This window comes from Sphingobium sp. TomTYG72, from assembly GCF_055394715.1.
Genome location: NZ_AP027337.1, coordinates 162,535 through 187,647, shown reverse-complemented (window position 1 = coordinate 187,647; position 25,113 = coordinate 162,535). Strand labels below are relative to the sequence as shown.

Genomic DNA, 25,113 nt, shown 5'->3' with positions numbered 1-25,113 from the left:
AGAATCGGCCGAAATTGCACCAAATCGGTTCTATTTCGGGGGCAAATCGCAAAGACATTGCTCTAGGCCCTGATGCTGGCAGTCGCCATTTTCCATGGCGCGGGGCGGCATGGGGCAAATGGGTTTCGACAGGGTTCTGGATCGGCTGAAGGCGATTGTGGCGGCGGTGGCGCTCGTTACAATGACCGCCCCTGCAACGGCGCAGATCGGCGGGGCGGGAGGGGGTGCGTCTGCGCCCGTGATCGACCGGGACAGGGCCGATCGGGTTGCACCGGGAATTGCGCCTGCGCCTTCCGTCACTGTCGCCGCGCCCGTCCCTGCGGTCGGAGCGGTGGGCAGTTCGGCCGAGAGCGTCAGGCTGGCGCGGGCGCATTATATGGGAAGCTCGCTGCCCGTGCCGCTGCTGGGCAAGGCGATGGCTCCGTTGATCGGACGGCCATTGACGCGCGAGACATTGCAGGCGGTGGCGAAGGCGGTAAGCGATGCCTACGCCCGCAGCGACATCGCCTTCTATTCCGTGTCCATCCCGGCACAGGTGCCCGCAGGAGGACAGCTGATCGTGCGGGTGGTCGAAGGACGGGTGAAGGAATATCGGCTGGCGGGCGTTTCCCCCAGCATGCCGACCCGCCTGATCGAAGCGCAGATGCGGCGGCTGAAGCGCGATACTCCGCTGCGCAAGGCGACGCTGGAACGCGCGCTGGGCCTGCTGCGTGACATACCGGGCCAAAGCGTCGAGGCGCGAGTGCGGCAGGGCGGCGGCGAAGGCGATCTGATCCTGGACCTGATCGTCAAGCGCGAGCAGGTGCAGATCGGCATCCTGATCGACAATAGCACCGTCAGCAACGTGATCGACGGCGTGCAGGCGCAATTGTCGGTCACGGCCAATGGGCTACTGCGCGAAGGGGACAGCACTCGGATCGCGGGCTATTTGCCCTTCTACCCCGAACGCTATCAACTCTTTTCCCTAAGCCACTCCACCCCGATCGGCAGCAACGGCACGACCCTGTCGGCCAATATCGCCCATGTCGAAAGCCGCGTGCGTGACCGGCCGATCGAGGGGGAAGCGACGCTGGTGGGGGTGGCGATCAGCCATGCGCTGGTCCGGTCCAACAAGACGAACCTGATTGTGAACGCCTCGATCGACGGCATCGACAGCAGCAATTATTTCCTCGATGTCCGATTTGGCGACTATAAATCGCGGGCGCTGCGGCTGGGCGCGTCCTGGTCGCATTCCGACCAGCGGCAGGGACAAGCCCTGTCGGCGGTCGTCAGCCGTGGCGTGGGCCTATTGGGCGCGCGGGCCTTCACCGGCTTTTCGGAAAAAATCTTCACCAAGGTCAATGTGCAGGCGGTCGCCGTGCGCACCCTGTCGAAGCGCGTCGCCCTGAAACTGAATGCAAAGGCGCAATATTCCCGCGACAGGTTGCCGGTGACAGAGCGCTTTTCGCTGGGCGGCAGCGGCGCTGGCATGGCGTTTCCGGTGGGGATCAGGACCGCCGAACAGGCCGTCGCGGGCGGCGCTGAATTAAGCTGGACCCCTGCGCGATCCGGGGTTTTGCAGAAGGCAACGCTCTTCACCTATGCCGATGGCGCGGTCGCGCATGCGGTGGCGCGGCCCTATTACCGCCTGCCGCCTGAAAATTTCTCGCTCGCATCGGCGGGTGGGGGCGTGCGCATCGGTATCGGCAGCAAATGGCGAGCGAGCGCGGAAGTTGCCGTGCCGATCAAGCGTATCGCCAGCGCGGATTCGCGCCGGGCGCGCTTTTTCTTCGGGATCGGCCGCGCCTTCTGACCCCGTTTTGCGTGTACGCAAAGGAAGGCTGAGATCATGAATAATGTGTGGGAAGTGTGGCCGTCGGCACTGACGGCCGCCGAATGCGACGCCATCGTCAAGCGGGCGGACTTTTATGCCGACCAGTCGGCGACGGTCGGCTTTGCGGACGGCAGCCGCAATGATCAGGCCTATCGATCCTCCATCATCCGCTGGTTCGATCCGTTGCGGGAGAAAGACATTATCGACCGGGTGATGCAATTTGTCGGCGCCTCCAACCGGACCAATTTCGGGGTGGACATCGTCGCGCCCTATGAAGTGCAGTTCACCGAATATCACGCCACCCAGCAGGGCAAATATGACTGGCATCAGGATGTGTGGCTGGGGTCAGGCCGTCCCTTCGACCGCAAGCTGTCGGTCGTGGTGCAACTGTCGGAGCCGGAGGAGTATGAAGGCGGCGCGTTCGAGTTTTTCTGCGTGGCTCAACCCGGCGCGACATTAGCGGCGCGGGGAAGCCTGCTGATCTTTCCGTCCTTCCTGCAACATCGGGTGTTGCCGGTGACGGTGGGGGTGAGGCGGAGTCTGGTGACCTGGGTCGAGGGGCCTCGATGGCGGTGAGGCGAGTTGTCATCGAAGCGCTACAGTCCCCTCTCCCCTTCAGGGGAGAGGGTGCCGAGCGCAGCGAAGGCGGGAGAGGGGACTGTAAAGCACGACCGTCGCTCCCCTCTCCCCAACCTCGATGAGAGTCACGCGCCTCTCATCGACCCCTAAAGGAGAGAGGGAGCAGGCTTCTTCCCACGGCCGACTGCATCGGAAAGATCGAACCAAAATGGACAAAGCCCAAAAATATCCCATCGTCGCCCTTTTGCGCGCTTAAAACCTCACCCAACCCATTTCCCTTATCCTCGCCCCCACTTTTCAACCAAAAACCCGCACCCTCGCGCCCTTTGCGTACCTAACCCCACGCTTCCCACATCCCCTCTCACATCTTTTCGTCCCCAACACCCCAATCTCACCAAATCGGTGATTTTAGAAGAAGCCGTAAGGGAATGCCGTGCTTAACCTTGTGGCCTTGCGATGATGTTCGCATTGAACAGGGAGGTTATAGCATGTCTTTGGTTGGGCCAGCGCGGTCAGGGCGGCGTCTGCTGCTTTGCGCCACGGCGATTCCGCTTTTCCTACTCGGCGCCTGCTCCGACGGCGTGGGCTTCAGTGTCCGCACGGCAGGGGGCAAGACGCCCTCCGGGCCGTCGGGTCCAACCGGTCCCGGCGGCCCGACCGGTCCTGGCGGTCCGAGTGGTCCGAGTGGTCCATCCGGCCCCAACGGCCCAGATGGTTCCGGCGGTCCCACTGGCCCCGGTGGCCCTACCGGTCCAGGTGGCCCCACAGGTCCCGGCGGTCCCACGGGGCCAGGTGGTCCGACAGGCCCCGGCGGCCCAACAGGCCCCAGCGGCCCAACAGGACCGAACGGTCCTACTGGACCCGGAGGTCCCACTGGCCCCACCGGCCCGTCTGGACCGAGCGGCCCCAGTGGTCCGGGCGGCCCGACTGGCCCGACCAGCGGCTCGCTGATCGGCGTCAATCTGGGTAATCAGCCGATCACGGGTCCGACAGGCTCCGGATCATTGGTCGGCCTCAACGCCCTGTCCGCCACCGGTGGCGCGACCGGAACCGTTGCCACGGTCGATCTGCTGAACGGCGATGGCACCGTTGTGCAGGCCACTCTGCCGACCACGGTTGCGGGCGTGCAGCAGGGACTGGCGCCTGTGGGTTCGCTCGCCGGAACCTTGCTGGGCGATCAGGCGGGCGGCGCCGTCACCCAGTTGACCGATGGCCTCGCCCCCGTAGTGGCAACGGTAACCTCCGCCGCCACCCAGGTGACGGCGCCAGTGCTCGACACGCTGAACGGCGCGCTGGCGCCCATAACGGCGCCGCTTGTCGGCAGCGATGGTGCGCTTGCCCCCGTTACGGGTCTGGTCGAGACTGTCGCGGGCGGCCTGACAGGTGCGCTCGGCGGTGGCGGCGAAGCGCCGGGCGCGCTGCTTGGCGCTCCGCTGATCGGCGCCAATGTCGGTGGTGAGGCGGTAACGGGTCCCTCCACCAGCGGCACGCTCGCCGGGGTCAACCTGTTGCCGTCCACCACGGCCCCGGCGCAGGGTCAACTGCTGACCGCCGATGTGCTGACGCAGGGGACGATCGTCGATGTGGCGGTCCCGACAACCACGGCGGGTGTGGAGGCCGGGCTCGCACCGGTCGGCAACCTCGTCGGCGGCGTGCTGGGGGCGGAAGCGGGCGCTGCGGTCAATCAGGTCGTGACTGGCACCGCGCCCGTCGTCGCCACGGTGACATCCACCGTCGACAGCGTCGTCTCCCCCGTCCTTGATGCCGTCAACGGGCTGGCTCCGGCACTGCCCACAGGCGGTAGTGGCGGCGGGGAATCGCTGCTGGCGCCAGTAACCGGATTGCTCGTTGGCGCTTCGGCTCCATCGACGGGCGAGCAAAGCCCGGTCGCGCCAGTCACCGGCCTGTTGGGAGGCTTGTTGGGTCGCTGAGTCTTCCCACGGAGGGGAGAGGAGGCGGCAGGCGCGCCGCCTCCTCGAACCTTTCCGTCCCTTTCCTTGTGCGCCGGGTTCACTGAAAGGATCTGCCTTTGACGAAACCCCATCAGGCCGAGCATCTGCTCGTCATAAGTCTCAATAATATTCACGCGATCGAAGCGGCCTATGGCGCCGGTGCCGCCTGTGGCGCGATCGATCACCTTGTCCATGCCACCCGTCGGCATCTGGGCCGCATCAATCTTCGCGGCGTGGAGGGGGGCCGGATCACGCTGACCGCGCGCTATCCGCTCATGCGGTCCCTGCCCATGGGAAGGCTGGTCGAAAGCCTCTGCGAGGCACTCGACAGCAAACCGTTCAGGTACGAAGGGCGGGATATATTGCTGTCCATATCCGCAGGCCATGCCGCCACCGGGGAAGCGGAGGCGCGCGCCCGGCTCGCCGCCTCCAGCCTTCATCAAGGGGCTATCGCTATCCGACCCGGCGAGGCCACAGCCCTGTATCGCAAGGACATGGCGCAGGCGGCCGCCCTCTTGCATCAGGTGCAGGACGGCACGGCCTTCCTCCGCTGGCGCCCCGTGTCGCGGGCCGAGAACGAAGGCGCCACCCTATATCATGAAGCGACGCTAACCGGCGAGCAGGTCGACTGCGCCACAAGCTACGCCGCGCTAGAGCGGCTCGGCCTGGCCCATCTGATTGACCGATTGCTGGTGCGCGACGTGCTGCGCGAACTGGAGAGCGACCCTACCGCCTGCCTGTCGGTAGCGCTTTCGCCCCAGAGCCTGTCGCTCAACCTGCATGGCGAGGGGGCGGGCTGGGGCGAACTGCTCGACCGGCTAAGACACGCCCCCCAAATCGCACGGCGGCTGGTGATCGAGATCAGCGATAATAGCGACATCGTCCTGTTTCGCGACGCGCTGGCCTTCGTCAGGACCTTGCGCGCGCTGGGCGTCCGGATATCGGTATCGCGCTTCGGGTCGGGCCGCGCCTCGGTCGGGCAGCTGATGGCACTTTCCCCCGATATGGTGAAGCTCGACCGCCCGTTCCTGCACACGGCCTGCGCATCGGAAAGCAACCGGTCGCGCGTCGTCTATCTTCTGGGCCTTGCCCGCACCATGACATCGACCGTGATCGTCGATGGCGCCGAGTCATTCTGCGCTGATCCCGCTTTTGCGTACACGCAAAGAAGGCTTCCGCCGCCCCTCACTCGCACCATTACGGACGCAGTCCACCGGGCGGGGCAGGGGACATGGCGCTAGTGCAGTCCCAGCAACGGAGGATGGATGGAATGGTGGCCCTGATACGGGAGATGATGGCGACACTGTCCCGCGATGGCAAAACCGGTCGCGCGGCCATGGCGGAGCAGGAGGCGCTGGGTCGCCTGGACGACCGGCTCACCAGCTTTGCCGAGGCCAGGATCGACAGCCGGGCGCCGATGCTGATCCGGCCGGACGAATGCGTGGTCTGGGACGGCAATCCGCGCGATCAGCCGGGCCTCAATCCCGACAGCTGCCGGTCGCTGATCGAATCCATAGCGACCGAAGGCGGCAACCGCATTCCCGTGCTGGTGCGGTCGAACCCCGGCGCGTCGGAACAGCCCTATCAATTGCTGGTCGGGAGCCGCCGCCGCTTTGCGATCGACTGGCTCAATCATAATGGCCGCCCTGAATTGCGCCTCAACGCGCTGCTGGTCGAGCCGTCCGACGAGGAAGCCTTCCGTCTCGCGGATATCGAGAATCGGGAACGAGCCGACATTTGCGAACTCGACCGCGCGCGCAGTTATCAACAAGCGGTGGACCGCTTCTATGGCGGCGTCCAGTCGCGCATGGCGCAGGCCCTGGGCCTGTCCAACAGCCAGCTGAGCCGCCTGCTCGCCCTTGCCCAACTGCCCGAAGAGGTGATCCAGGCCTTCGCCACGAAGGAAGATCTGAAGGTCCGCTATTCCGAATTGCTGACCCCGCTGCTGCGCAGGCATGAGCAGCGGGCGGACCTGATCGCCGAAGCGCGGGCCATAGCAGGGGAGCAGCAGGCGCGGGCGGCGGGTGACGGGGCGATGCTGCCATCCGCAACGGTGCTGTCCCGATTGCGTCAGGCCGCCGCGAGACGGCCGAAAGAGATGAGCGAGATCCCGGTCCTCACCGGCAGCGACCGCATCGGGCGGGCAAGGGTCGCCAAGGGGGCCGTCATGCTGGACGTCAGCGTCCCCAACGATGTTGACCTTGACGCCTTGTTCGCGACGTTACGAGAAACCATATTGGCAGCGCGCGCGATGGCCTGAGCGACCATGGCGCACGAATTTTGCGCGTACGCAACGTCGGGGTGACGCCGGGCGGCCGTTTCTCCAATGCGCAGTATTAAGGGCCGGTTCAAGCTTATTGGCGATAAGTAACTTGCGCGGGCGGATGGCTTTGCGTAAATTATATGGCAGCAGTTATCGTGGTCGGGTTGATCGCCATATGGTTCATATGGGCGAACGGCCCGCCCTGCTACGTCAGGTAGCGAGTGAGAGGATCAAGAAATGGCGACATCGTCGGACTATCGTCTGGGAGACTTCACCTTTCCGCGTGGCTGGTTCATGGTGGGTGAGAGCGCCGAGGCGACGAGCACGCCCAAGGCGATGCGCTATCTGGGCCAGGACATGGTGATGTACCGTGGCGAGAGCGGCAAGGTTTATGTGACGGAAGCCTACTGCCCGCACATGGGCGCGCATCTGGCGAAGAACACGACGAGCTATATCGTGCGCGATGGCGAGCAGGTGGAGGGCGAGTCGATCCGCTGCCCCTTCCACGGCTGGCAATATGGCCCCGACGGCCAGTGCAAGAACATCCCCTATTCCGACTTCGTGCCCAAGGCAGCCAAGCTCAAGACCTTTCCCGCGATGGAACGGGCGGGCACGATCTGGATCTGGCATGATCCCGAAGGCCTCGAACCCAATTTCGACCTGCCCGATTTCGGCGGCCATTATGATGCGCCCGGCTGGGTCAACTGGAAGATCGACTATATGGGCGATCTTGATATCCATCCGATCGAGGTGGTCGACAATATGGCCGACTTTGGCCACTTCATCCCGATCCATGGCGCGAAGGACTTTGTCTACTTCGCCAATGAGTTCAAGGATCACATCGTCCACCAATATTATGCCGCCGGGCACCGCACGCTGGTGCAGAACCCCGATGACGTGCTGACGCTCGACACCTGGTATACCGGCCCCTCGATCCTCCAGTCGGAGATGGCGGGGACGTTCGACAGCTTCATCATGATCACCCACACCCCGATCGAGGATGGCAAGATCCGCGTCTGGCATGGCCTGATGGTGCAGGTGAATGACGGCTCGGCTCCGGTCACCGATGACCTCCGCGCCGCTGCGCTCGAATATCAGGAAGGCAGCCGCCTCGCCTTCGCGCAGGATGTCGAGATTTGGCAGAACAAGCGCGCCTGCCTCAACCCGCTCGTCATTCCCAATGACGGCCCCTATGGCAAGGTGCGGACCTGGTACAAGCAGTTCTACAATCCCCGCGACAAGACGCCCGACATGCACAAGCGCACCAACGGCCTGCATGTCACACTCGACAAGCGTAGTTCCACGCAGGCGGCATAATGGCGGAGCAGGTTGCGTCAGCGGTCGCTTGGCGCAACTAACCGCGTTCAGGATGGATGGCCCGATCGGGCGGATTTTCCAGGCAATGACAGCCGTGTGAGCGGCCGGATCAGGAGGCACGAAAAATGGCGACGTTGGCGGTAGAGGCACAGGATTGCATGCGTTCGATGGGGCATGTTGCCCTATATTATCCGAATGCGGAGGACGGCCCTGTCGCGGCCAAGCTGCTGAAGCTTCTGGGCTTCGTGGAAACGCAGATGCTGCCCTTTCCCCAGGGAAACTTCTATCGTTTCGTGGTGCATAACGACAACCGCAGCCGCGGCGATGGCATCTTTTACCTCGCCGCGCTGCCCGCAGCGCAGGCCGCGCTGAACAAGGCCGCGCGCGAAGCGCTGGGCTATGGCACGGACAAGGAACATGCAGCGGTTGCCGCGCTGCGCGAGGCGGTGGAGTCCGATCCCGAATATACGTTCCACATCGGCACGCTGGTCGATTCTTTCGAAGTGATCGAAAAGATGACGCTCGCCCTCATCGACGCGAACGAAAATGATCCGGACCTGAAGGGCCGCCTGAAGGTAAAGGTCAATCGTCCCCGTCAGGGCAATGCGGAAATCGACGCGCAACTGGACGCGTCACCCGCCTTCGGCAACGTCACCCGCTATGCCTATGGCCGCAACGGCCTGCAGCTGTTCGTCGAGACGGATTTGCTGACGAGCGGCCAGATCGGCGACACGCTGATCCTGGAGTTCGACTATGTGTGGCCGGGCTTTGACAGCCACATCCTGTCGGTGGTCGAACTCTAAAAGGCTAGGGGATAGAGGCAGCCCGCATGTCTTTGCGGGCTGCGCGCTTCCGCCCACCCGGACCAGCGTTTGATTTAATGCGGCGCGCTTTGAGCATAGTCATTGCGCTGAGCTTCGTGACCGTCATGAACAAGCTCGGTTCGCACAGAAGCACCCCCTTCACCGATCCTTATAGCGGCGATGATCGGCAGTATCCCCGAATCGTCCCGGCTCCAGCCTGCCTCCAGATATTGCGGTTTTCTATTATATCATCCAATCAGCGTGTCGTCGGCGGGCGCGGTCCACAATCGCTGTGTAACTGGAGAGTGAAGTGAGCGAAGCAGTACTCGTTACCGGGATAAGTGGTTTCGTCGCCAAATATGTGGCTTTGGCTCTATTGAATAAGGGCTATAAGGTAAGAGGAACCTTGCGTTCATCGGCAAAGGAAGATGATGTTCGCAAGGATTTGATGGAAGCTGGCGCAAATGTCGACAATCTCAGCTTTGCCATTGCCAATTTGACATCAGATGATGGGTGGGACGCTGCGGTAGAAGGTTGCGATTATGTTCAACATGTCGCGTCGCCTTTCCCGCTTGAACAGCCCCGTCACAAGGAAGCATTGGTGCCAGAGGCGCTTGGCGGAACAAGGCGTGTGCTGGATGCGGCGCTCAAGGCCAAAGTCAAACGCGTTGTTTTGACGTCATCCATAGCGGCGATGATGTATCGTGCCGGACGCCCGAAAACGGAATTTCACTTCTCCGAGAAGGACTGGACCGATCCGGAATGGTCGCAAACCCACCCCTATAGTGTTTCCAAGACCAGAGCTGAACTTGCGGCGTGGGACTGGGCAGAAAAGGCGGGACCAGACAAGCTGGTGGTCATCAATCCCGGCGTCGTGGTGGGGCCTACGATAGGCAAGGATGGCAGCACATCGACCGAGATCATCAAGATGATGCTGGAAGGCACCATGCCAAAGACGCTCCCGATCGCTAATCCGCTGGTGGATGTTCGCGACCTGGCAGAATTGCATGTTGTCGCCATGACCTTGAAAGAGGCGGGTGGGCGACGCCTGATTGGAAGCAGCGGAACCATGTCGTTCGCAGAGATAGCCCAGCTTCTCAGCAGGGAATATCCAGAGCTTAAGGATAAAATACCCCAGTCGGAATTTTCTCCATTTTTCGTCAAGCTCATGAAGCTTCTTGTACCAGGCGTAAGAACTATTCGCGCCGAAGTTGGCATTCGCTCCATTGCTGATGCCGATTATGTGTCCGAACTGACGGGTGTGTCATTCAAGCCGGTGGAACAAGCGGTGCTGGCGACGGCGCAATCGCTTCTTGGTCGCGTTGATAACGGCCTCCAGCCATAGCCGCGCGGCTGCAAGATCGAGGCAGCTTTCGAAGGATAGAGCATTTTCGAAGCAGATGGCATCATCTGCTGGCTCGGAAAATGCGGAAAACAAAAGACAAATAGAGCGTGATCCGATTCAGTCTGATCGGATCATGCTTGTCTTATGACATTGCGGTCCGTTTGGGTCATGCTGGATTGCCCGGGCCGGGGTGGCCACCCCGGCCCGGGCGGAAGGGGACGGATCGTGAAAACGCCGGTCGTTGTGGGACCGGGCTAGAGTAGGATCGCCCCTTTCTTTTCCATCAGGCCCGAACGGATACCGGGGTTTTGGACCCGGATGACAAGCATGGGATAGCGGAAAAGATGAGCGACAATCTACCACAGACGATCGGCATCGACATCTCCAAAGCGAGCCTCGACTGCCATGTCCACCCTGCCGGCGCCGAACGTCAGTTCGCCAACACCGCCAAGGGCCACAAGGCGCTGATCGCCTGGCTGCGACAATGGCCGGTCGAGCGGATCGCCTATGAGGCAACCGCAACCTACCATCGAGCGCTGGAGGCGGCTCTGGCCGACTGGCCCTGCGTTAAGCTCAACCCAGAGCGCGCCCGGCGCTTCGCCCAAGCGACTGGCACTCTGGCCAAGACCGATCGCATCGATGCCATGTTGCTGGCCCGTATGGCGGCCACCTTGCAGCCGCCGGTCAGACCCGCTCGAAGCGCACAGCAGGCGCAGATGGCGGAGCTCATCAATGCCCGAGACGGCCTCGTGCGCGATCGCACCGCGCTCAAGAATCGCGAGAAGAACCTCACCATCGCCTTCCTCAAGCGCCAGTGCCGGCAGCGGCTCGAGCAGATCGATCGGCATATCGAGGCGCTCGATACCGAGATCGCCAACCTGATCGCCGCGGATGCCGCGCTCGCCCGCCGGCATGAGATCCTCACCAGCATCGCCGGCGTCGGAACGCTGACCGCCAACCAGCTCATCGCCACCATGCCCGAACTCGGCAGCCTCGAGAATAAGCAGGCCGCATCCCTCGCCGGTCTCGCCCCCGTCGCTCGACAGTCCGGACAATGGAAAGGCAAGAGCTTCATCCGTGGCGGACGCGCCAACGTGCGGCAGGCTCTCTATATGCCGGCCCTCGTCGCCGCCCGGTACAATCCCGATCTCAAGGCAAAATATCAGCAGCTCGTTACTGCCGGGAAGCCCGCCAAGATCGCCATCACCGCCGTCATGCGAAAGCTCGTCGTCACCGCGAACGCCCTGCTCAAAGCCGATCGATGCTGGATGCAATCTCCAGCTTGATCATCACGGATACTCTAGGTCGCATTGACACAAAGGACGCCAGCCGAACCCTGCCGGATACGCCCCGAAGCGCCAAGGGGGGGGAGAGACCGGTAGTCCCTCCCTCCGACAGCATCAGACCCCGAAGCCGCCCGATACTGAAATCACCTGACCCGTCACATAGCGCGCGCGTTCGGATGCGAAGAACACCGCCGCCTGCCCGATATCCTCCGACTGGCCCCAGCGCTTGAGGCACAGCAGCTTCTTGGTCTCCGCGATCCAATAATCGTCGAACACGCCCTGCGCGGTCAGTTCATGGAACATGCCCGCGTCGATGACGCCGACCAGCACCGAATTGGCGCGGATCTCGTGCTTACCCTCTTCCTTGGCGATGCCCTTGATCAGCGCTTCATTGGCCGCCTTGGGCGCGACTGACAGGCCATCGAGCTTGGGCCACCAGTCATGCCCCGCCGATCCCAGATGGACGAACGAACCGCCGCCCTTTTCGCGCATGTGCGGGATGAAGGCGCGGGCGGCATTGTAAAAGCCGAACACTTCGACCTCCATCGCCTGCCGGAACTGCTCATCGCTCCATTCGGCGATCGCGACCTGCGGCACCAGCGGCCCCGCGCCCCACACGACGCTATGCACGCGGCCATGAGCAGCGGTGGCGGACGCGACGACCGCGTCCACCGAAGCGCGATCCCGCACATCGACCTGATGCAGGCTGGCCTTGACGCCCAGCGTTTCGATCGCCTGCGCCGTCGCCTCTGCGACATCCTTCTTGCTGCGATAGCAGATGGCGACGTCCGTGCCCGACTTGGCGAACTCGACCGCCACGCCCTTGCCGATCCCGCCGCTGCCGCCAAAGATGAGCGCCGCGCCCTCCGGGAAATCCCTGTTCATTTCTATACTATCCTCTGTTTGTTATGAATGTCATTCGGCCGCTGCGGCGGTCGGCGCCTGATCCAGCCCCTTGGTGGCATGGTCGCCATTGGCGCGCCCCTGATGGCCCGCCGCCTGCGCGCGCGGATTGTAGAATTGCCGATACCAGGCGCGGTTGCGGTGGAACGGCCCATCGGTCGGCAGGCGCAATATCTGCAACGCGGGCGCCTTCGTCCGCCAAATCTTGAAATCCTGCGAGAAGGCGGACAGGCCAAGCTGCTGATATTGCCCATGCAATTCGACATCCTCTGCGGAAGGCGGCACCTGCCGTCCGCGCGTGATGATGCCATGCCACACATGGGTCACGCCATCCTCGACCGGCGTATGCAGCACGATTTGTACCGCGTCCGTCTCCCCGGAAAAGCGCGCGATCAATATGCCCGGCCCAGTATAATAGGCATCGACATCCAGCACGCCGCCCTCGCTGGTCATCGTCTCATGACCTCCGCCGGAAAGCTGCCGTCCGGTGACGCCCTCAAAGCGCGAGTTGAAATAGGCGAGCCGCTGCCCATGCACCGGCCCGAAATGCCGCGCATCGACCAGATTGTCGATAATCTCCTGCGGATGGACCGGGATCTGCCCCAGATCATCATAGATGCAGCGCACCCAGGCGGCATCTTCCCATTCCGGCAGGTCGGGCAGGGGATAGTCCGGCTCCATCTGCTCCGGATCATGCCAGGCGAACAGGCATCCAAACCGCTCCTCCACCGGATAGGCGCGCACCCGCGCCGCCGGGGGCAGCGGCCCGTCGAAATAGGGCACATTGTTGCAAATGCCATCCGGCCCGAAGCGCCACGCATGATAGGGACAACGGATCGAGTCCCCCTCGATCCGCCGCGCGCCCGCACCTGAACTTTGCTCGGCCGCCAGATGCGCGCCCATATGCGGGCAATAGGCATCGAGCAGCGCCGGACGCCCGCTCTCCCCCCGATACAGCACCAAATCGCGCCCGAACATGCGCAGCGCGGTGGGCGCGGCTACGGCATCCTCTCCCCGTGCGATCATGAACCAGCCACGGGGAAAAGTATATTCGCCCAAGCCATAGTCGGCCGTGGTCGCCATCCGTCCATCCTCTCTCTTATCTCGCGCGCATAGTGGGATAAGGACGCCACCGGATCAATTCACGCTTGCCCCCAGCAATCATTATATGATCCCATGCGATCACCTAACGATCGGACTTCAGACATGCCCCAAAATGAAAGCCCCGGCGTCGCCGCCATCCTGGCCCAACTCCGCCACGAACTGCGCGTGCAAGGCGTCCGGGTCGCGGACCTCGCCGCCCGCATGGAGGTCGCGGAGCCAACTCTGTGGCGCTGGCTGCGGGGCAAGGGGCTGACGCTCGACAATCTCGATCGCATCTGCCTTGCCATCGGCATCGACGTGCGCGACTTGCTCGCCCGATCAGCCGACAGCGGCGCGGATCGCTTCACCCTGGCGCAGGAGCGCGTCCTCGCCGCCGACCGCAGCCTCGCGCTGCTCTTCTTCCTCGTCCTCAACGGCGCGCAGCGGGCGGAGTGCCAGTCGACGCTCGGCATCGACACGGCGACCCTGGACGAAGCGATCGAGCGGCTGCGGCGCCTCGGCCTGGTCGACCGCCTGCCCGGCGGCCGCCTGCGCCCACTCACCAGCCGCGCCGTCCGCTGGCGCCCGGGCGGCCCACTCGACCAAGCCTTCAACCGCGTGGTGAAGCATTTCTTCCTCGGCCCCTCACTGCTGGTGGGGGACGCCCGCTATGTTTCGGACATGCTCTGGCTCGGCCCCAACGGCCGCGACCGGGTGCAAGCCCTGTTCGAGCGGCTACGCGACGACGCCTATCTCATCGCCCGACAGGAACGCGAAGCCGCCGCCGACACCGGCGATTGGTCCGCGCTGTTCCTGCTCGTCCGCCCCTTGGCAATGGCGCGCGTTACCGAAGACCTTTAAGCCCCCAGCCACCACAGCATCCCGATCAGCGTGATCGACGCCATCGTCGTCGTCAGCATGACCGCCCATGCGCTCAGTTCCATCGCCCAGCGCCCCGCCTTCCCCGCCAGCACAAAGCTCGACGCGCCGCACGGCATCGCCGCCATCAATATCGCGACCTTCGCCCAAAGCGGCGGGATCGGCGGCAGCATCCACAACAGCCCCGCCGTGATCAGCGGCTGCACAAGCAGCTTCAAAGCAACGACCCGCCCGATCGGTCCGGGCGTCGCGCTGCGCCGGGGCAGGGCGATGAAAATCCCGATCGCCGTCAGCGCGCACGGCGCCGTCGCCTGCGCCAGCGTCTGCATCAATATGTCGGCCGGTCCCGTCAGCGGCAGGCGCAGCACTGACCAGACGCACCCCAGCACCGCCATCAGGATCAACGGATTGCGCACCGTCGACCGCGCCGCCAGCTTCAATCCCGTGCCCACCCCATGGCCCTGGCTCGCCGTCACCTCGCTCATCACCAGACCGACCGTGAACACGATCGCCGAGTAGATCAGCATCGTCACGGACACCGGCGCGACCGCTTCCGGTCCCCAGGCCAGCGTCGCCACCGGCAGGCCGATAAAGCCCGTATTGCTGAAACAGGCGCACAAAGCCGCGATATTCGCATTCGCCCCCGACCGCCCGAACCGCCGCGCAATCGCAAAGGCCAGCGCATAGGTGATTAGCGCGCCCAGCGTCACCGCGATGAACATGCCCGGCACGGCCAGATTGCTCGGGTCCATATGCGCGATCGACCGAAAGGTGAGGATGGGCAGGGTGATGGCGATGACGAAGCGGTTCAGCACCTCGAACGCGCGATCGCCCAATATGTCATAGCGCCCGCATACATAGCCGATCAGGATCAGCCCGAATACCGGGACCAACGCGCCCAAAATCGTCACAGCCATGAAAAGCGCCCTCATGCTCGACGGCGTCGCTCCCGTCGCGATGCACCTCCTATGACAGGGCGGATGCGACGGAAACGCCTTTCTGCGCAATCGTCAGTGCGCGTAGGACAATCAGCTAAGGGACGAACTGCGCCACGCTGCTCTCAAAGCTGCGCCGCGCGGCTTCGGTCAGCGGAAGCTGGCGAAACGCATCGGACAGGATTTCCACGCCATAAGGGCCGTCATAACCCGCCAGACCCATCGCGCGGATAAAGCCCGGCACATCAAACTCACCCTCGCCGCACAGCTTGCGGTGGCGCATCGTATCTTCCGTGATCTCGCCCTGCATCGCCATCGTCGCGTCGCACAGTTCAGCGGATATGATGAAACGCGCAGGCAACCCCGCAACCTCCTCCATCGTGCCGCCAGAGCGCATCACATGCCAGATATCGACCAGCAGCCCGCCATTGGCCGCATCCGCCGCAGCCACCATCTCCAACGCGGCACCCAGGTTCGGCAACATCGAGAAGGGCAACATCTCCAGCCCGATCATCAGTCCATGATCGGCCGCCTGCGCACAAAGCACCGCAAACTCGCCAGCCAGATCGTCACCCGCCGGATCGTCGGGCAGGAAGGGCGGCATCACCTTGATATGCCGCGCGCCCAGCGCATCGGCGGCGCGGAACAACTCCGCCCTTGCCGCATCCGACCGATCGCGACGCTCCCCCGAAGCAAACCAATCCGCCAGATATTCCAGCTCAACGATCTTCTGCCCGGCATCATCCAGCAGCCGCCTGAGCGAGCCATAGTCCCGCCCACTCGCCTCCCAGGCAAGTAGGTCGCCCAGCCAGAAGCCCGTCCCCGCATAGCCCGCGCGCGCCGCTGCCTCGATCCGCTGCTCCAGCGGAAAGCGGCCCAGATTGTCCGGCCGGTCGGGCCGGACATTGCCTGCCGTGGTCCAGCAGGTGGCGATCAGTTGCGGCGCGCTCACGGCCTTTCCGGATCAATCCATGCGCGGCGTTTCGACACCGGCGTTGCGGCAGGCGTAGTCGAGCAGCGCCGAATAATCCTTGTTCGCATAGTCCGTCGCCCGCGCGCCACCGAACGCAGCATGCGCCGCCGCGCCCATGGGCAGGCCGACGCGGTTTTCCGCCGCCGCATTCATGGCAAGGCTCAAATCCTTGAAGGCAAGGTCGATGGTGAAGCCGGGCTCCATATCGCCCTTCAGCACCTTGTTCACCATCAGCACATGGAACTGGCCGTTACGTGCGGTGGTGTTGCCGGTGACGTCATGCATGGTCTGGATGTCGAGGCCCAGCTTCGTGCCCAGCGCGATCGATTCCGCGACGATCTGCGCCGTCGACAGCAGCATGAAATTGTTGATCACCTTCATACGGCTGCCCATGCCCGGCTTGCCGCAGCGGAAGATGTCGGTGCCCATCGCCTTCAGCGCCGGTTCGACCCGCGCGAATTCCGCGTCCTCCGCGCCGACCATGAACAACGATTCCCCGCGCTCGGCATGCAGCGCCAGACGGCCGATCGGCGCATCGACAAAGCCGATGCCCTTGGCCGCGCAGGCCGCCGCGACCCGGTCCGTCCCCTTGGCGTCAATGGTGGACAGGTCCATCAGCACGGCACCCGCGTCGATGTTGGCCAGCACGCCGTCCTCGCCCAGCACCACCGCTTCGACATGCTGCGTCGCGGGTAGGACGGTGATGACGATGTCCTGGCCCCGGCTCGCCTCGGCGACGGTGGCGGCCTTGGCCGCGCCCAGCGCTGCCACCTTGTCCATCTTCTCCGCGTCGATGTCGTACACCGTGACCGCAAAGCCCTTGCGCTGAAGGTTCGATGACATGGGCAGACCCATGGCGCCCAGCCCGATGAAACCGATCTTGGTGGTCATGCTGTAAATCCTCTCAATCTTGAGCCGGGCGTCCCCGGCATGATGAACTGTTGTTTCCCGATCTATCAAGAGCGAAGCGGAGCGGTACTCCTGCCGTCTTCGTCACCCCGGACTTGATCCGGGGTCCCGCTACGCTCACGGCACCGCGAAAAAAGCGGACCCCGGCTTTCGCCGGGGTGACGGAGGGGAAGGGCCATAATCACCGTCCTCTGCGCCTCTGCGCGCAAAAATCAATGCAGCTTCTCCGCGATAACCCCCGCTTCGACAAGCGCCGCGATCTGCCCTTCGGACAATCCCAGCACGTCGCTCAACACATCGCGCGTATCTTCCCCCGAACGCGGCGGCGCACGGCGGTAATCGGCGGGCGTCTTGGAAAATTTGCCCGGATAGCCCAGCACCTTGACCGGCGTGCCGTCCGACCGAACCATGTCCTTGATTACACCGCGCGCGGCGATATGCTCGTCCGCAAGGATGTCGGGTATCTCATTGACCCGTCCGCCCGGCAGCTTCGCCGCTTCCATGGCTGCGATCAGATCGTCCGACTTCCACTTGGCGATCGCTGGTCCCATCTCATCCTGCAACGCCTTGCGGTTGGGCGACCGGTTGCCATTGTCGACAAAGCGCGGATCGTCCGGCAGGTCCGGCCGCCCGATCAGATCGCAGAAGCTGCGGAACTGCCGGTCATTGCCCAACGCCACCAATATGTCGCCGTCAGAGCAGGAGAAATCCTGATAGGGCACCGTATTGGGATGCTCATTGCCCAGCCGCCGGGGGATCATGCCCCCGTTCATATAATTGGACGCCTGATTGGCGAGCAGCGCCACCTGCGTGTCGAGCAGCGACATGTCGATATGCTGGCCCTCGCCCGTGCGATCGCGATGGGCGAGCGCTGCGAGGATCGAAATCGCCGAATAAAGCCCGGTCACCAGATCGCTGATCGGAATGCCGACCTTCATCGGCCCGCCGCCCGGCTCACCGTCGGGACGGCCGGTGATCGACATCAGCCCGCTCATGCCCTGAATCAGGAAGTCGTAACCTCCGCGATCCTTGTACGGCCCATCCTGACCAAAGCCGGTGATCGAACAATAGATGAGCTTGGGATTGATCGCCGACAGCGACGCATAATCCAGCCCATATTTATTCAGCCCGCCGACGCGGAAATTCTCGACCACGATGTCCGCGCCCAGCGCGATCTCGCGGATCAGGTCGGCGCCGCGCGGGTCGGCCAGATTGATGGCGACCGACTGCTTGTTGCGGTTCGCGCACAGATAATAGGCCGCGTCCTTCGACCCGTCGTCCAGGAAGGGAGGCCCCCAGCGCCGCGTGTCGTCGCCTTGCCCCGGCTGCTCCACCTTGATCACGTCCGCGCCCAGATCGCCCAGAATCTGCGTGGTCCACGGCCCCGCCAATACGCGCGACAGGTCGAGTACCTTGATCCCCGCCAAGGGACCGGTTGAGGTCTGCTGATCGCTCACTTGTTCTTGAACTCCGGCGCGCGCTTGCCAAGGAAGGCGGCGATCGCTTCATGATGATCTTCGGTATAATGGGCGAGCGACTGATAGCCCGCCGCCATTTCCAGCAGCGTGGTCAGCTTCATGTCCGCGCCTTCGCGCATCAGCCGCTTGGCCATGCGCGTCGCATGACCCGGATTGGCGGCGATCTTGCCCGCCAGTTCCAGCGCCCGGTCCATCAGCTTGTCGGCGGGCAGCACTTCGGCAACCAGCCCATATTCCAGCGCCGTCTGCGCATTGATCGCATCGCCGGTCAGCGTCATGATGTTGGCGCGCTGCGGCCCGATCAGGCGCGGCAACAGCCACCCGCCGCCGCCGCCCGGAATGATGCCCAGCTTGACGTAGCTTTCCGCAACCACGGCGGTGTCGGCCATCAGGCGGATGTCGCACATGCAGCTGATGTCCAGGCCAAGGCCGATCGCCGGGCCATTGATCGCCGCAATGATGGGCACTTCCAGTTCATGGATAGCCGGGCCAATCATCTGCACGCTGGTGCGATAGGCGTTGCGGATCTCATAGGGCGTGCCGCCGAACATGCCGGAACGCTCGGCCATATATTTGACATTGCCGCCCGCGCTGAACGCCTTGCCATTGCCGGTCAGGACGATCGCTCGCACCGAATTGTCGCGCACCATCTGGCGGCAGAAATCGACGATCTCCTCGCTATGCGCGACCTCGGTGATGGTGTTGCGTTCTTCGGGGCGGTTCAAACGGGCGATGACGACGGGGCCGTCGCGCTCGACGAGAAGAAACGGGTCCAAGCGGGGCTCTCCCAATCCAAACATGAAAAGTTCGCGGCGACGCTAGGCGCTCGCTCCCTATCAAGCTAATATTGATTTTCGATTGTTCGATATATGAAAGCTATCATGGAACTGCGCCAGCTCCGCTATTTCGTCATGCTTGCCGAAACCGGCAATTTCCACCGCGCGGCGGAGCGGCTCAATATGTCGCAGCCCCCGCTGACCGTCGCCATCCGCAAGCTGGAGGACGAACTGGGCGCTGCTCTGTTCGTGCGAAGCGCGCGCGGCGTTACGCTGACGGCGGCGGGCCGTGCCTCGCTCGACATGGCGCGGGCGACCTTGGCGCAGGCCGATCGTTTCCGGGAAGCCGCGCGGGAAGGCGCGGCGGGGGAACGCGGTCAGTTGCGGGTGGGCTTTGTCGGATCGGCCACCTTCGAACTGCTCCCCCGCCTCATCGCCGAATATCGCCGCCGCTATCCCGCCGTCGAACTGGTGCTGGAAGAAGCGACCAGCGCCGAAATCGCGCGAAAACTCGCCGCCGCCGAGTTGGACGTCGGCCTCGTCCGCCTGCCGCTGCTCCAGATCGCGGCCGTGGACACGCAGGTCATTGACCCCGACGAACTCCACGCGGCCTTGCCCGAAGGCAGCCCCTTCGCCGATGCGGACAGCGTGGAACTGGGCGATCTGGCGCAGCAACCCTTCATCCTGCAAAGCCGCATCAGCGTCCTCCACTCGATCACGCTCACCGCCTGTCAAAAGGCCGGCTTCATGCCCATCGTCGCGCAGGAAGCCGCGCAATTGAGCGCCGTCCTCGCCCTGGTCCGCTCCGGTCTCGGCGTCGCGCTCGTCCCCTCCCGCGCCGCAGGCTCAGTGCCCCAAGGCGTCCGCCTCGTCCGCCTTGCGAGCCAAGTGCCCGTCCTCACCGGCGTAGCCCTCCCCCGCGACGCTAGCCCACTAGCCAAAAACTTCGCCGCCATCGCCTCCGATAGTCATTGAATATCGAATAACCAAAATTCGATATTGGACTATAAAGTCACAAAACGCGATCTATTCGCCACTTCCTTAATGGTTTCACGAGGCCGGCTTGTTCGAAACACTGACCCTTTCCACCCTGCCGCCCGAGGATGAGGCAATCCGCCCCGCCCTCCGCGCTCTTATCCAGGAAGCCATCGCCGAACTGCCGGTACACCGCCGCGCCCGATCCTGGCAGGGTTTCGACGCCGCCTTCAGCCGCAAGCTGGGGCAGGCGGGTTATCTCGGTCTCTCCCTTCCCAAGGAATATGGCGGCGTCGGCCGCGGCCCCTTCACCCGCTTCGTCGTGGTCGAAGAACTGCTCTCCGCAGGCGCCCCGGTCGCCGGTCACTGGATCGCCGACCGCCAGAGCGGTCCCCTGATCCTGCATTATGGCACCGAAGAACAGCGCCGCTTCTACCTCCCCCGCATTTCAAAGGGCGAAGCGCTTTTCTGCATCGGCATGAGCGAGCCGGGCTCCGGCTCCGACCTCGCCAGCGTCCGCAGCCGCGCCGATCAGCAGCCGGACGGCGGCTGGTTGCTGAATGGCCAGAAGATCTGGACCACGAACGCGATGCACAGCGATTACATGATCGCTCTCGTCCGCACATCGGGCACCAGCGCCGATCGCCAGCAGGGCTTGTCGCAGCTGATCGTCGATCTGAAGGCGCCGGGCATCACCATCCGTCCGATCGTCGATCTCACCGGCGACGCGCATTTCGCCGAAGTCTTCTTCGAAGACGTCCGCCTCGCCCCCGACGCGCTGATCGGTGCGGAAGGGCAGGGGTGGAAGCAGGTCACCGCCGAGCTGGCCTTCGAACGCAGCGGCCCCGAACGCATCTATTCCTCCGTCGTGCTGATCGACGCCTGGGTCCGCCATCTGGAGGCGGTCGGGCGGAAGGACAGCGCAACGCTGCGCCTCGTCGGATCGCTGATGGCGCAACAGGCGGTGCTGCGCGAAATGTCGCTCGCGGTGACGGCGCGGCTGGTGGCGGGGGAAAGCCCGGTCGTCGAAGCATCGCTGATGAAGGACCTCGGCACCAGCTTCGAACAGGCTGTGCCGCAGCTGATCGGCGATGATCTGGCGGCTAACCCGGACGAGCCGGTCGATCCCGAACTGTACCGCACTTTGCTTTACGTAACCCATATCGCGCCCAGCTTCTCGCTGCGTGGCGGCACGCGCGAGATTTTGCGCGGCATCATCGCCCGCGGCCTTGGCCTGCGTTGAAGGGAGCCACTTCATGGACATGTCCGAACTGATCGATCCCTTCGCTCGCCTGATCGAAGACGCCTGCACCCCCGCCGCGATCCGCGAGGTCGAGCAGGGTGGCGACAGCAGCCCGATGTGGAATGCCTTTGTCGAATCCGGTTTTCTTGACGCCCTCGTCGCCGAAGAGTCGGGCGGGGCAGGGCTCTCGCTGGAGGACGCCGCGCCGCTGATCGCCTTGCTCGGTCGCCATGCCGTCCCTCTGCCGGTCGGCGATACGATGATCGCCCGTGCGCTCCTCGCCGCAGCTGGCATCGAAGCGCCCGAAGGCCCGATCGCCATCGCCACCGGCGCGGGCGCAGTGCCCTTCGCCGCAGTCGCCTCGCACATCCTGTCGGGCACCCCGGACGCGCCGGTGCTGACCGCCGCAAAGGTCGAGCCGACCGGCGTTCCGCATGATGGCGACGCCTATGTGGCCGGGCTGAACGGGGCCGCATTGCGCCCCATCGCTGCTGTGCTGCGCGCGCAGCTGATCTCCGGCGCGGCGGGTCGGGTGATGGAAATGACCGTCGCCTATGCCAATGAGCGTGTCCAGTTCGGCAAGCCCATCGGCAAGCAGCAGGCAGTGCAGCAGCAATTGTCCGTCCTCGCCGAACAAGCCGTAGCCGCCCGCATCGCTGCCGCGATCGGCGCGCGCTCGGGACTTCAGCCAAAGCTCACCGACGCCGCGATCGCCAAGCATGGCACCAGCCTCGCGGCAGGGCAGGTTGCGGCGATCGCCCATGCCGTGCATGGCGCCATCGGCATCAGCGAGGAATATGACCTGCAACTGCTCACCCGCCGACTGCATGGATGGCGGTTGGCCGATGGGTCGGAAAGCTATTGGGCCGGTGTTCTGGGCGAATTGAGGCTGGCGTCCGCCGCATCGCCGACCGCCGACTTCATTCGCGGGGCCTGAACGGGCCTTTTTCATTGGCGGCTGGGTCTTGTCCCTTCCATGGCGGGAAGGGTAAGAGGCCGCCAACTAATGCGCGCGCAGCTGTCCAGTGGATGAGCTTTGCAGCGCATGCCGGACCTGGAGGATCAAGCACATGACCAATTCGACGCCCCGTCCCATCATCGACGGTCAGGAACGCAGCCAGGGTTCGCTCGGCACGATACAGCTGGTCAACCCGGCCACCGAGGAACTGATCGCGACACTGCCGTCCTGCGGGGCTGAAGAAGCCGCTGAAGCTGCGCGCCTGTCGGTTGAGGGTTTCGCGCAATGGTCCGCCATCTCGCCCTTCGAACGCAGCAAGGTACTGCGCCGCGCCGCCGACTTGATGCGCGCAGAGGCTGACGAAGCCGCCGCCGAAATGACGCGCGAAGGCGGCAAGCCGCTGGCGCAGGCGCGGGGCGAATGGCTGGGATCTGCCGACCTGCTCGACTGGTATGCGGAAGAAGGCCGCCGCGCTTACGGACGTCTGATCCCCACACGGGCGAGCGACATGCGCTGGGCGGTGCAGCGCCGTCCGGTCGGCCCGGTCGCGGCCTTCACGCCGTGGAACTTCCCGGCATGGACCGTCATGCAGAAGGTCGCACCAGCATTGGCGGCAGGTTGTTCGGTCATTCTGAAGTGCGCCGAAGAAACGCCCAGTGCGGGCTGGCGCATCGGCCGGGCGCTGCTGGCCGCTGGCCTGCCGCCCCGTGCGATCAGCGTGATCTGGGGTGATCCCGCTGCGATTTCCGCCACCCTTTGCGCGGCGCCGGAAATTCACAAGGTGACGCTGACGGGATCGACCCGCGTCGGCCGCCTGCTCGCAAGCGCCGCCGGGCAGCACTTGAAGAAGGTGACGATGGAGCTTGGCGGACATAATCCGGTGATCGTCGCGCGTGATGCCGATCTTGCCACGGTCGTTCCGCTGGCGGCGGAATTCAAGTTCCGCAATGCAGGCCAGGTCTGCGTATCGCCCACGCGCTTCCTGATCGAAAAGCCGCTCTATGCCGATTTCGTCGCGGGCGTGACCGAAGTGGCCAGCAAGCTGCGCGTCGGTGACGGCATGGCTGCGGACACGCAGATGGGGCCGCTAACGACAGCAGGCCAGCTTTCCAAGATCGAGGCGCTGGCGGCGGACGCGGTGCAACGTGGTGCGAAGATCGAAACCGGCGGGTCGCGGATCGGCAATCGCGGCTATTTCTTCCAGCCGACTGTCCTGTCAGGCATGACGCCCGAAATGGATGCGATGAATGAGGAGCCGTTCGGCCCCCTCATGCTCGTGATGCCGGTCGATGATATCGACGCCGCGCTGACGGAGGCTAACCGGCTGCCCTATGGCCTTGCATCCTATGCCTTCACCAATAGCATGAGCACCGAACGCAAGATTTCCGAAGGCATCCATGCGGGCATGCTGGGCATCAACCATTTCGCGATGGCGATGCCGGAAACGCCCTTTGGTGGCGTCGGCGACAGCGGCATGGGGTCCGAAGGCGGCAGCGAAGGCATGGAAGCCTATCTGCGGCCCTTCCTCATCTCCGCCAAAATCGGATGAAATAGCCGTCGTGCCCCGGCGCGAAGGGGCCGCTTAGAGCGGTTTTCGACCGTTTTGAATCGATGAGGGATTTCCCTCCGGTCTGATTTGTGATTCAGAATCTGTGCTGGTGAAGGAGGCCGGCATGGATGGGTCACCCTCTGTCGATGGATTTGCGCACGCGGCTTCTGGCGGCGATTGATGGCGGGCTGAGTTGCCGAGGAGCGGCGGCGCGCTTTGGGGTTGCGCCATCGACAGCCATTCGCTGGCAGGCGCAGCGTCTGGAAACCGGCGCCTTCGCTCCCAAGCCGCAAGGCGGCGACATGCGATCCCGCCGAGTGGAGGAGCGAGCCGCCGATATCCTGGCCTTGTGGGAGGCGCGCAAGGACATCTCGCTCGAAGAACTGCGCATTGCCTTGGCCGAAGCGGGCCTGACGGTGTCGGTTGCCGGGCTGCACCGCTTCTTCGCCCGACGAGGCATGACGCGCAAAAAAAGACTGGGCATGCCATCGAGCAAGACCGCCCCGACGTCCTGAGGCAGCGCCACGACTGGTTCGAGAACCAGGTCGATCTGGAGCCGGAACGCTTGGTGTTTATCGACGAGACGTGGACCGCCACCAACATGGCCCGCAGTCACGGCCGTTGTGCCAGAGGCGAGCGGTTGCGGATGGGATACCCGCATGGCCATCGCAAGACCACCACGCTGGTCGCGGGCCTCCGCATGAGCGGCATGGTCGCACCGATGGTGCTGGACGGTCCGATCAACGGTGACTGGTTCGAAGCCTATGTCGCGCAGGTTCTCGTACCGGAGCTGCGGCCTGGCGACGTCGTCATCATGGACAATCTGTCGAGCCATAAGCGCCCCGCTGTCCGCGACCGGATCGAGGCGGCAGGGGCAGCGCTGCGCTTCCTGCCGCCCTACAGCCCCGACTTCAACCCGATCGAGAAGGCCTTCTCTCGCCTCAAGGCCATGCTCCGAAAAGCAGGTGAGCGCACCGTCAGCGGCCTGTGGGGCCTCATCGGCAGGCTCGTGGACATCTTCCAGCCCGCCGAATGTGCCAACTACTTCAGCTCGTGCGGCTATGATCCAGACTGATCGAAAACCGCTCTAATGC

22 protein-coding genes are annotated in these 25,113 nt (G+C 64.0%); 15 read left to right on the top strand and 7 right to left on the bottom strand.

The features are described 5' to 3' along the window. The first annotated feature begins 118 nt into the window (after positions 1-118). The 9 genes from ACZ5U1_RS14305 to ACZ5U1_RS14265 all read left to right on the top strand — a co-directional run bounded on the left by ACZ5U1_RS14305 (position 119) and on the right by ACZ5U1_RS14265 (position 11,358). Positions 119-1,792: a ShlB/FhaC/HecB family hemolysin secretion/activation protein gene (locus ACZ5U1_RS14305; protein ID WP_464780574.1), complete on the top strand. Its 1,674-nt coding sequence runs from the start codon at positions 119-121 to the stop codon at positions 1,790-1,792. A 36-nt stretch (positions 1,793-1,828) separates the two neighbouring features. Then, positions 1,829-2,389 carry a 2OG-Fe(II) oxygenase gene (locus ACZ5U1_RS14300; protein WP_464780573.1) on the top strand — a complete coding sequence of 187 codons (561 nt, stop codon included), beginning with the start codon at positions 1,829-1,831 and terminating at the stop codon, positions 2,387-2,389. A gap of 491 nt (positions 2,390-2,880) precedes the next feature. After that, positions 2,881-4,323, top strand: coding sequence for a hypothetical protein (locus ACZ5U1_RS14295; RefSeq protein ID WP_464780572.1), 1,443 nt, complete (start codon positions 2,881-2,883; stop codon positions 4,321-4,323). 98 nt (positions 4,324-4,421) lie between these two features. After that, positions 4,422-5,585 (top strand): EAL domain-containing protein, encoded by a 1,164-nt coding sequence (locus tag ACZ5U1_RS14290; RefSeq protein ID WP_464780571.1) that lies wholly within the window; start codon positions 4,422-4,424, stop codon positions 5,583-5,585. 29 nt (positions 5,586-5,614) lie between these two features. After that, on the top strand, positions 5,615-6,604 hold the full coding sequence (locus ACZ5U1_RS14285) for a ParB/RepB/Spo0J family partition protein (RefSeq protein ID WP_464780570.1): 990 nt from the start codon (positions 5,615-5,617) through the stop codon (positions 6,602-6,604). A gap of 240 nt (positions 6,605-6,844) precedes the next feature. After that, positions 6,845-7,924, top strand: coding sequence for a Rieske 2Fe-2S domain-containing protein (locus ACZ5U1_RS14280; RefSeq protein ID WP_464780569.1), 1,080 nt, complete (start codon positions 6,845-6,847; stop codon positions 7,922-7,924). Between the two features lie 125 nt (positions 7,925-8,049). Further along, the gene (locus ACZ5U1_RS14275) at positions 8,050-8,727 is read left to right on the top strand and encodes a hypothetical protein (protein ID WP_464780568.1); all 678 of its coding nucleotides are present in this window, start codon (positions 8,050-8,052) and stop codon (positions 8,725-8,727) included. Between the two features lie 310 nt (positions 8,728-9,037). Beyond that, positions 9,038-10,072, top strand: a complete 1,035-nt coding sequence (locus ACZ5U1_RS14270; RefSeq protein ID WP_464780567.1) for an SDR family oxidoreductase — start codon at positions 9,038-9,040, stop codon at positions 10,070-10,072. A 344-nt stretch (positions 10,073-10,416) separates the two neighbouring features. Further along, entirely contained in the window at positions 10,417-11,358 is a 942-nt protein-coding gene (locus ACZ5U1_RS14265) for an IS110 family RNA-guided transposase (RefSeq protein WP_464777874.1), read from the top strand. Between the two features lie 114 nt (positions 11,359-11,472). Here the strand turns inward: ACZ5U1_RS14265 and ACZ5U1_RS14260 are convergent, their stop codons facing one another. Next, on the bottom strand, positions 11,473-12,243 hold the full coding sequence (locus tag ACZ5U1_RS14260) for an SDR family NAD(P)-dependent oxidoreductase (RefSeq protein WP_464780566.1): 771 nt from the start codon (positions 12,241-12,243) through the stop codon (positions 11,473-11,475). 30 nt (positions 12,244-12,273) lie between these two features. Further along, complete coding sequence (locus ACZ5U1_RS14255; protein WP_464780565.1) at positions 12,274-13,344, bottom strand: Rieske 2Fe-2S domain-containing protein; 1,071 nt, start codon at positions 13,342-13,344, stop codon at positions 12,274-12,276. A gap of 123 nt (positions 13,345-13,467) precedes the next feature. On the opposite strand from ACZ5U1_RS14255, the gene ACZ5U1_RS14250 reads away from it, so the two are divergent. Then, positions 13,468-14,205: a helix-turn-helix domain-containing protein gene (locus ACZ5U1_RS14250; RefSeq protein WP_464780564.1), complete on the top strand. Its 738-nt coding sequence runs from the start codon at positions 13,468-13,470 to the stop codon at positions 14,203-14,205. Here ACZ5U1_RS14250 and ACZ5U1_RS14245 read toward each other — a convergent pair. The 5 genes from ACZ5U1_RS14245 to ACZ5U1_RS14225 all read right to left on the bottom strand — a co-directional run bounded on the left by ACZ5U1_RS14245 (position 14,202) and on the right by ACZ5U1_RS14225 (position 19,294). Then, complete coding sequence (locus ACZ5U1_RS14245; protein WP_449469512.1) at positions 14,202-15,140, bottom strand: AEC family transporter; 939 nt, start codon at positions 15,138-15,140, stop codon at positions 14,202-14,204. The two genes, ACZ5U1_RS14250 and ACZ5U1_RS14245, sit on opposite strands and share 4 nt — an antisense overlap. A 115-nt stretch (positions 15,141-15,255) precedes the next feature. After that, positions 15,256-16,110, bottom strand: coding sequence for a sugar phosphate isomerase/epimerase family protein (locus ACZ5U1_RS14240; protein ID WP_464780563.1), 855 nt, complete (start codon positions 16,108-16,110; stop codon positions 15,256-15,258). 12 nt (positions 16,111-16,122) lie between these two features. Beyond that, entirely contained in the window at positions 16,123-17,022 is a 900-nt protein-coding gene (locus ACZ5U1_RS14235; RefSeq protein ID WP_464780562.1) for an NAD(P)-dependent oxidoreductase, read from the bottom strand. A gap of 230 nt (positions 17,023-17,252) precedes the next feature. Beyond that, positions 17,253-18,497 (bottom strand): CaiB/BaiF CoA transferase family protein, encoded by a 1,245-nt coding sequence (locus ACZ5U1_RS14230; protein ID WP_464780561.1) that lies wholly within the window; start codon positions 18,495-18,497, stop codon positions 17,253-17,255. Continuing rightward, positions 18,494-19,294 (bottom strand): crotonase/enoyl-CoA hydratase family protein, encoded by an 801-nt coding sequence (locus ACZ5U1_RS14225; RefSeq protein ID WP_464780560.1) that lies wholly within the window; start codon positions 19,292-19,294, stop codon positions 18,494-18,496. The genes ACZ5U1_RS14230 and ACZ5U1_RS14225 overlap by 4 nt, the downstream gene beginning before the upstream one ends. Before the next feature lie 105 nt (positions 19,295-19,399). On the opposite strand from ACZ5U1_RS14225, the gene ACZ5U1_RS14220 reads away from it, so the two are divergent. The 5 genes from ACZ5U1_RS14220 to ACZ5U1_RS14200 all read left to right on the top strand — a co-directional run bounded on the left by ACZ5U1_RS14220 (position 19,400) and on the right by ACZ5U1_RS14200 (position 25,094). Next, positions 19,400-20,269: a LysR family transcriptional regulator gene (locus tag ACZ5U1_RS14220; protein ID WP_464780559.1), complete on the top strand. Its 870-nt coding sequence runs from the start codon at positions 19,400-19,402 to the stop codon at positions 20,267-20,269. 88 nt (positions 20,270-20,357) lie between these two features. After that, entirely contained in the window at positions 20,358-21,512 is a 1,155-nt protein-coding gene (locus ACZ5U1_RS14215; RefSeq protein ID WP_464780558.1) for an acyl-CoA dehydrogenase family protein, read from the top strand. Positions 21,513-21,525: 13 nt separating this feature from the next. Continuing rightward, complete coding sequence (locus tag ACZ5U1_RS14210; RefSeq protein WP_464780557.1) at positions 21,526-22,449, top strand: acyl-CoA dehydrogenase family protein; 924 nt, start codon at positions 21,526-21,528, stop codon at positions 22,447-22,449. A gap of 133 nt (positions 22,450-22,582) precedes the next feature. Next, a complete protein-coding gene (locus ACZ5U1_RS14205) occupies positions 22,583-24,019 on the top strand; it encodes an NAD-dependent succinate-semialdehyde dehydrogenase (protein ID WP_464780556.1) in 1,437 nt (478 codons plus the stop codon). 128 nt (positions 24,020-24,147) lie between these two features. Then, positions 24,148-25,094, top strand: a protein-coding gene (locus tag ACZ5U1_RS14200; RefSeq protein WP_464777875.1) for an IS630 family transposase whose coding sequence is annotated in 2 segments (ribosomal slippage) — positions 24,148-24,484 and positions 24,484-25,094 — 948 coding nt in all. Because the reading frame shifts where the segments join, the coding sequence is not laid out codon by codon here. Positions 25,095-25,113: the final 19 nt, after the last annotated feature.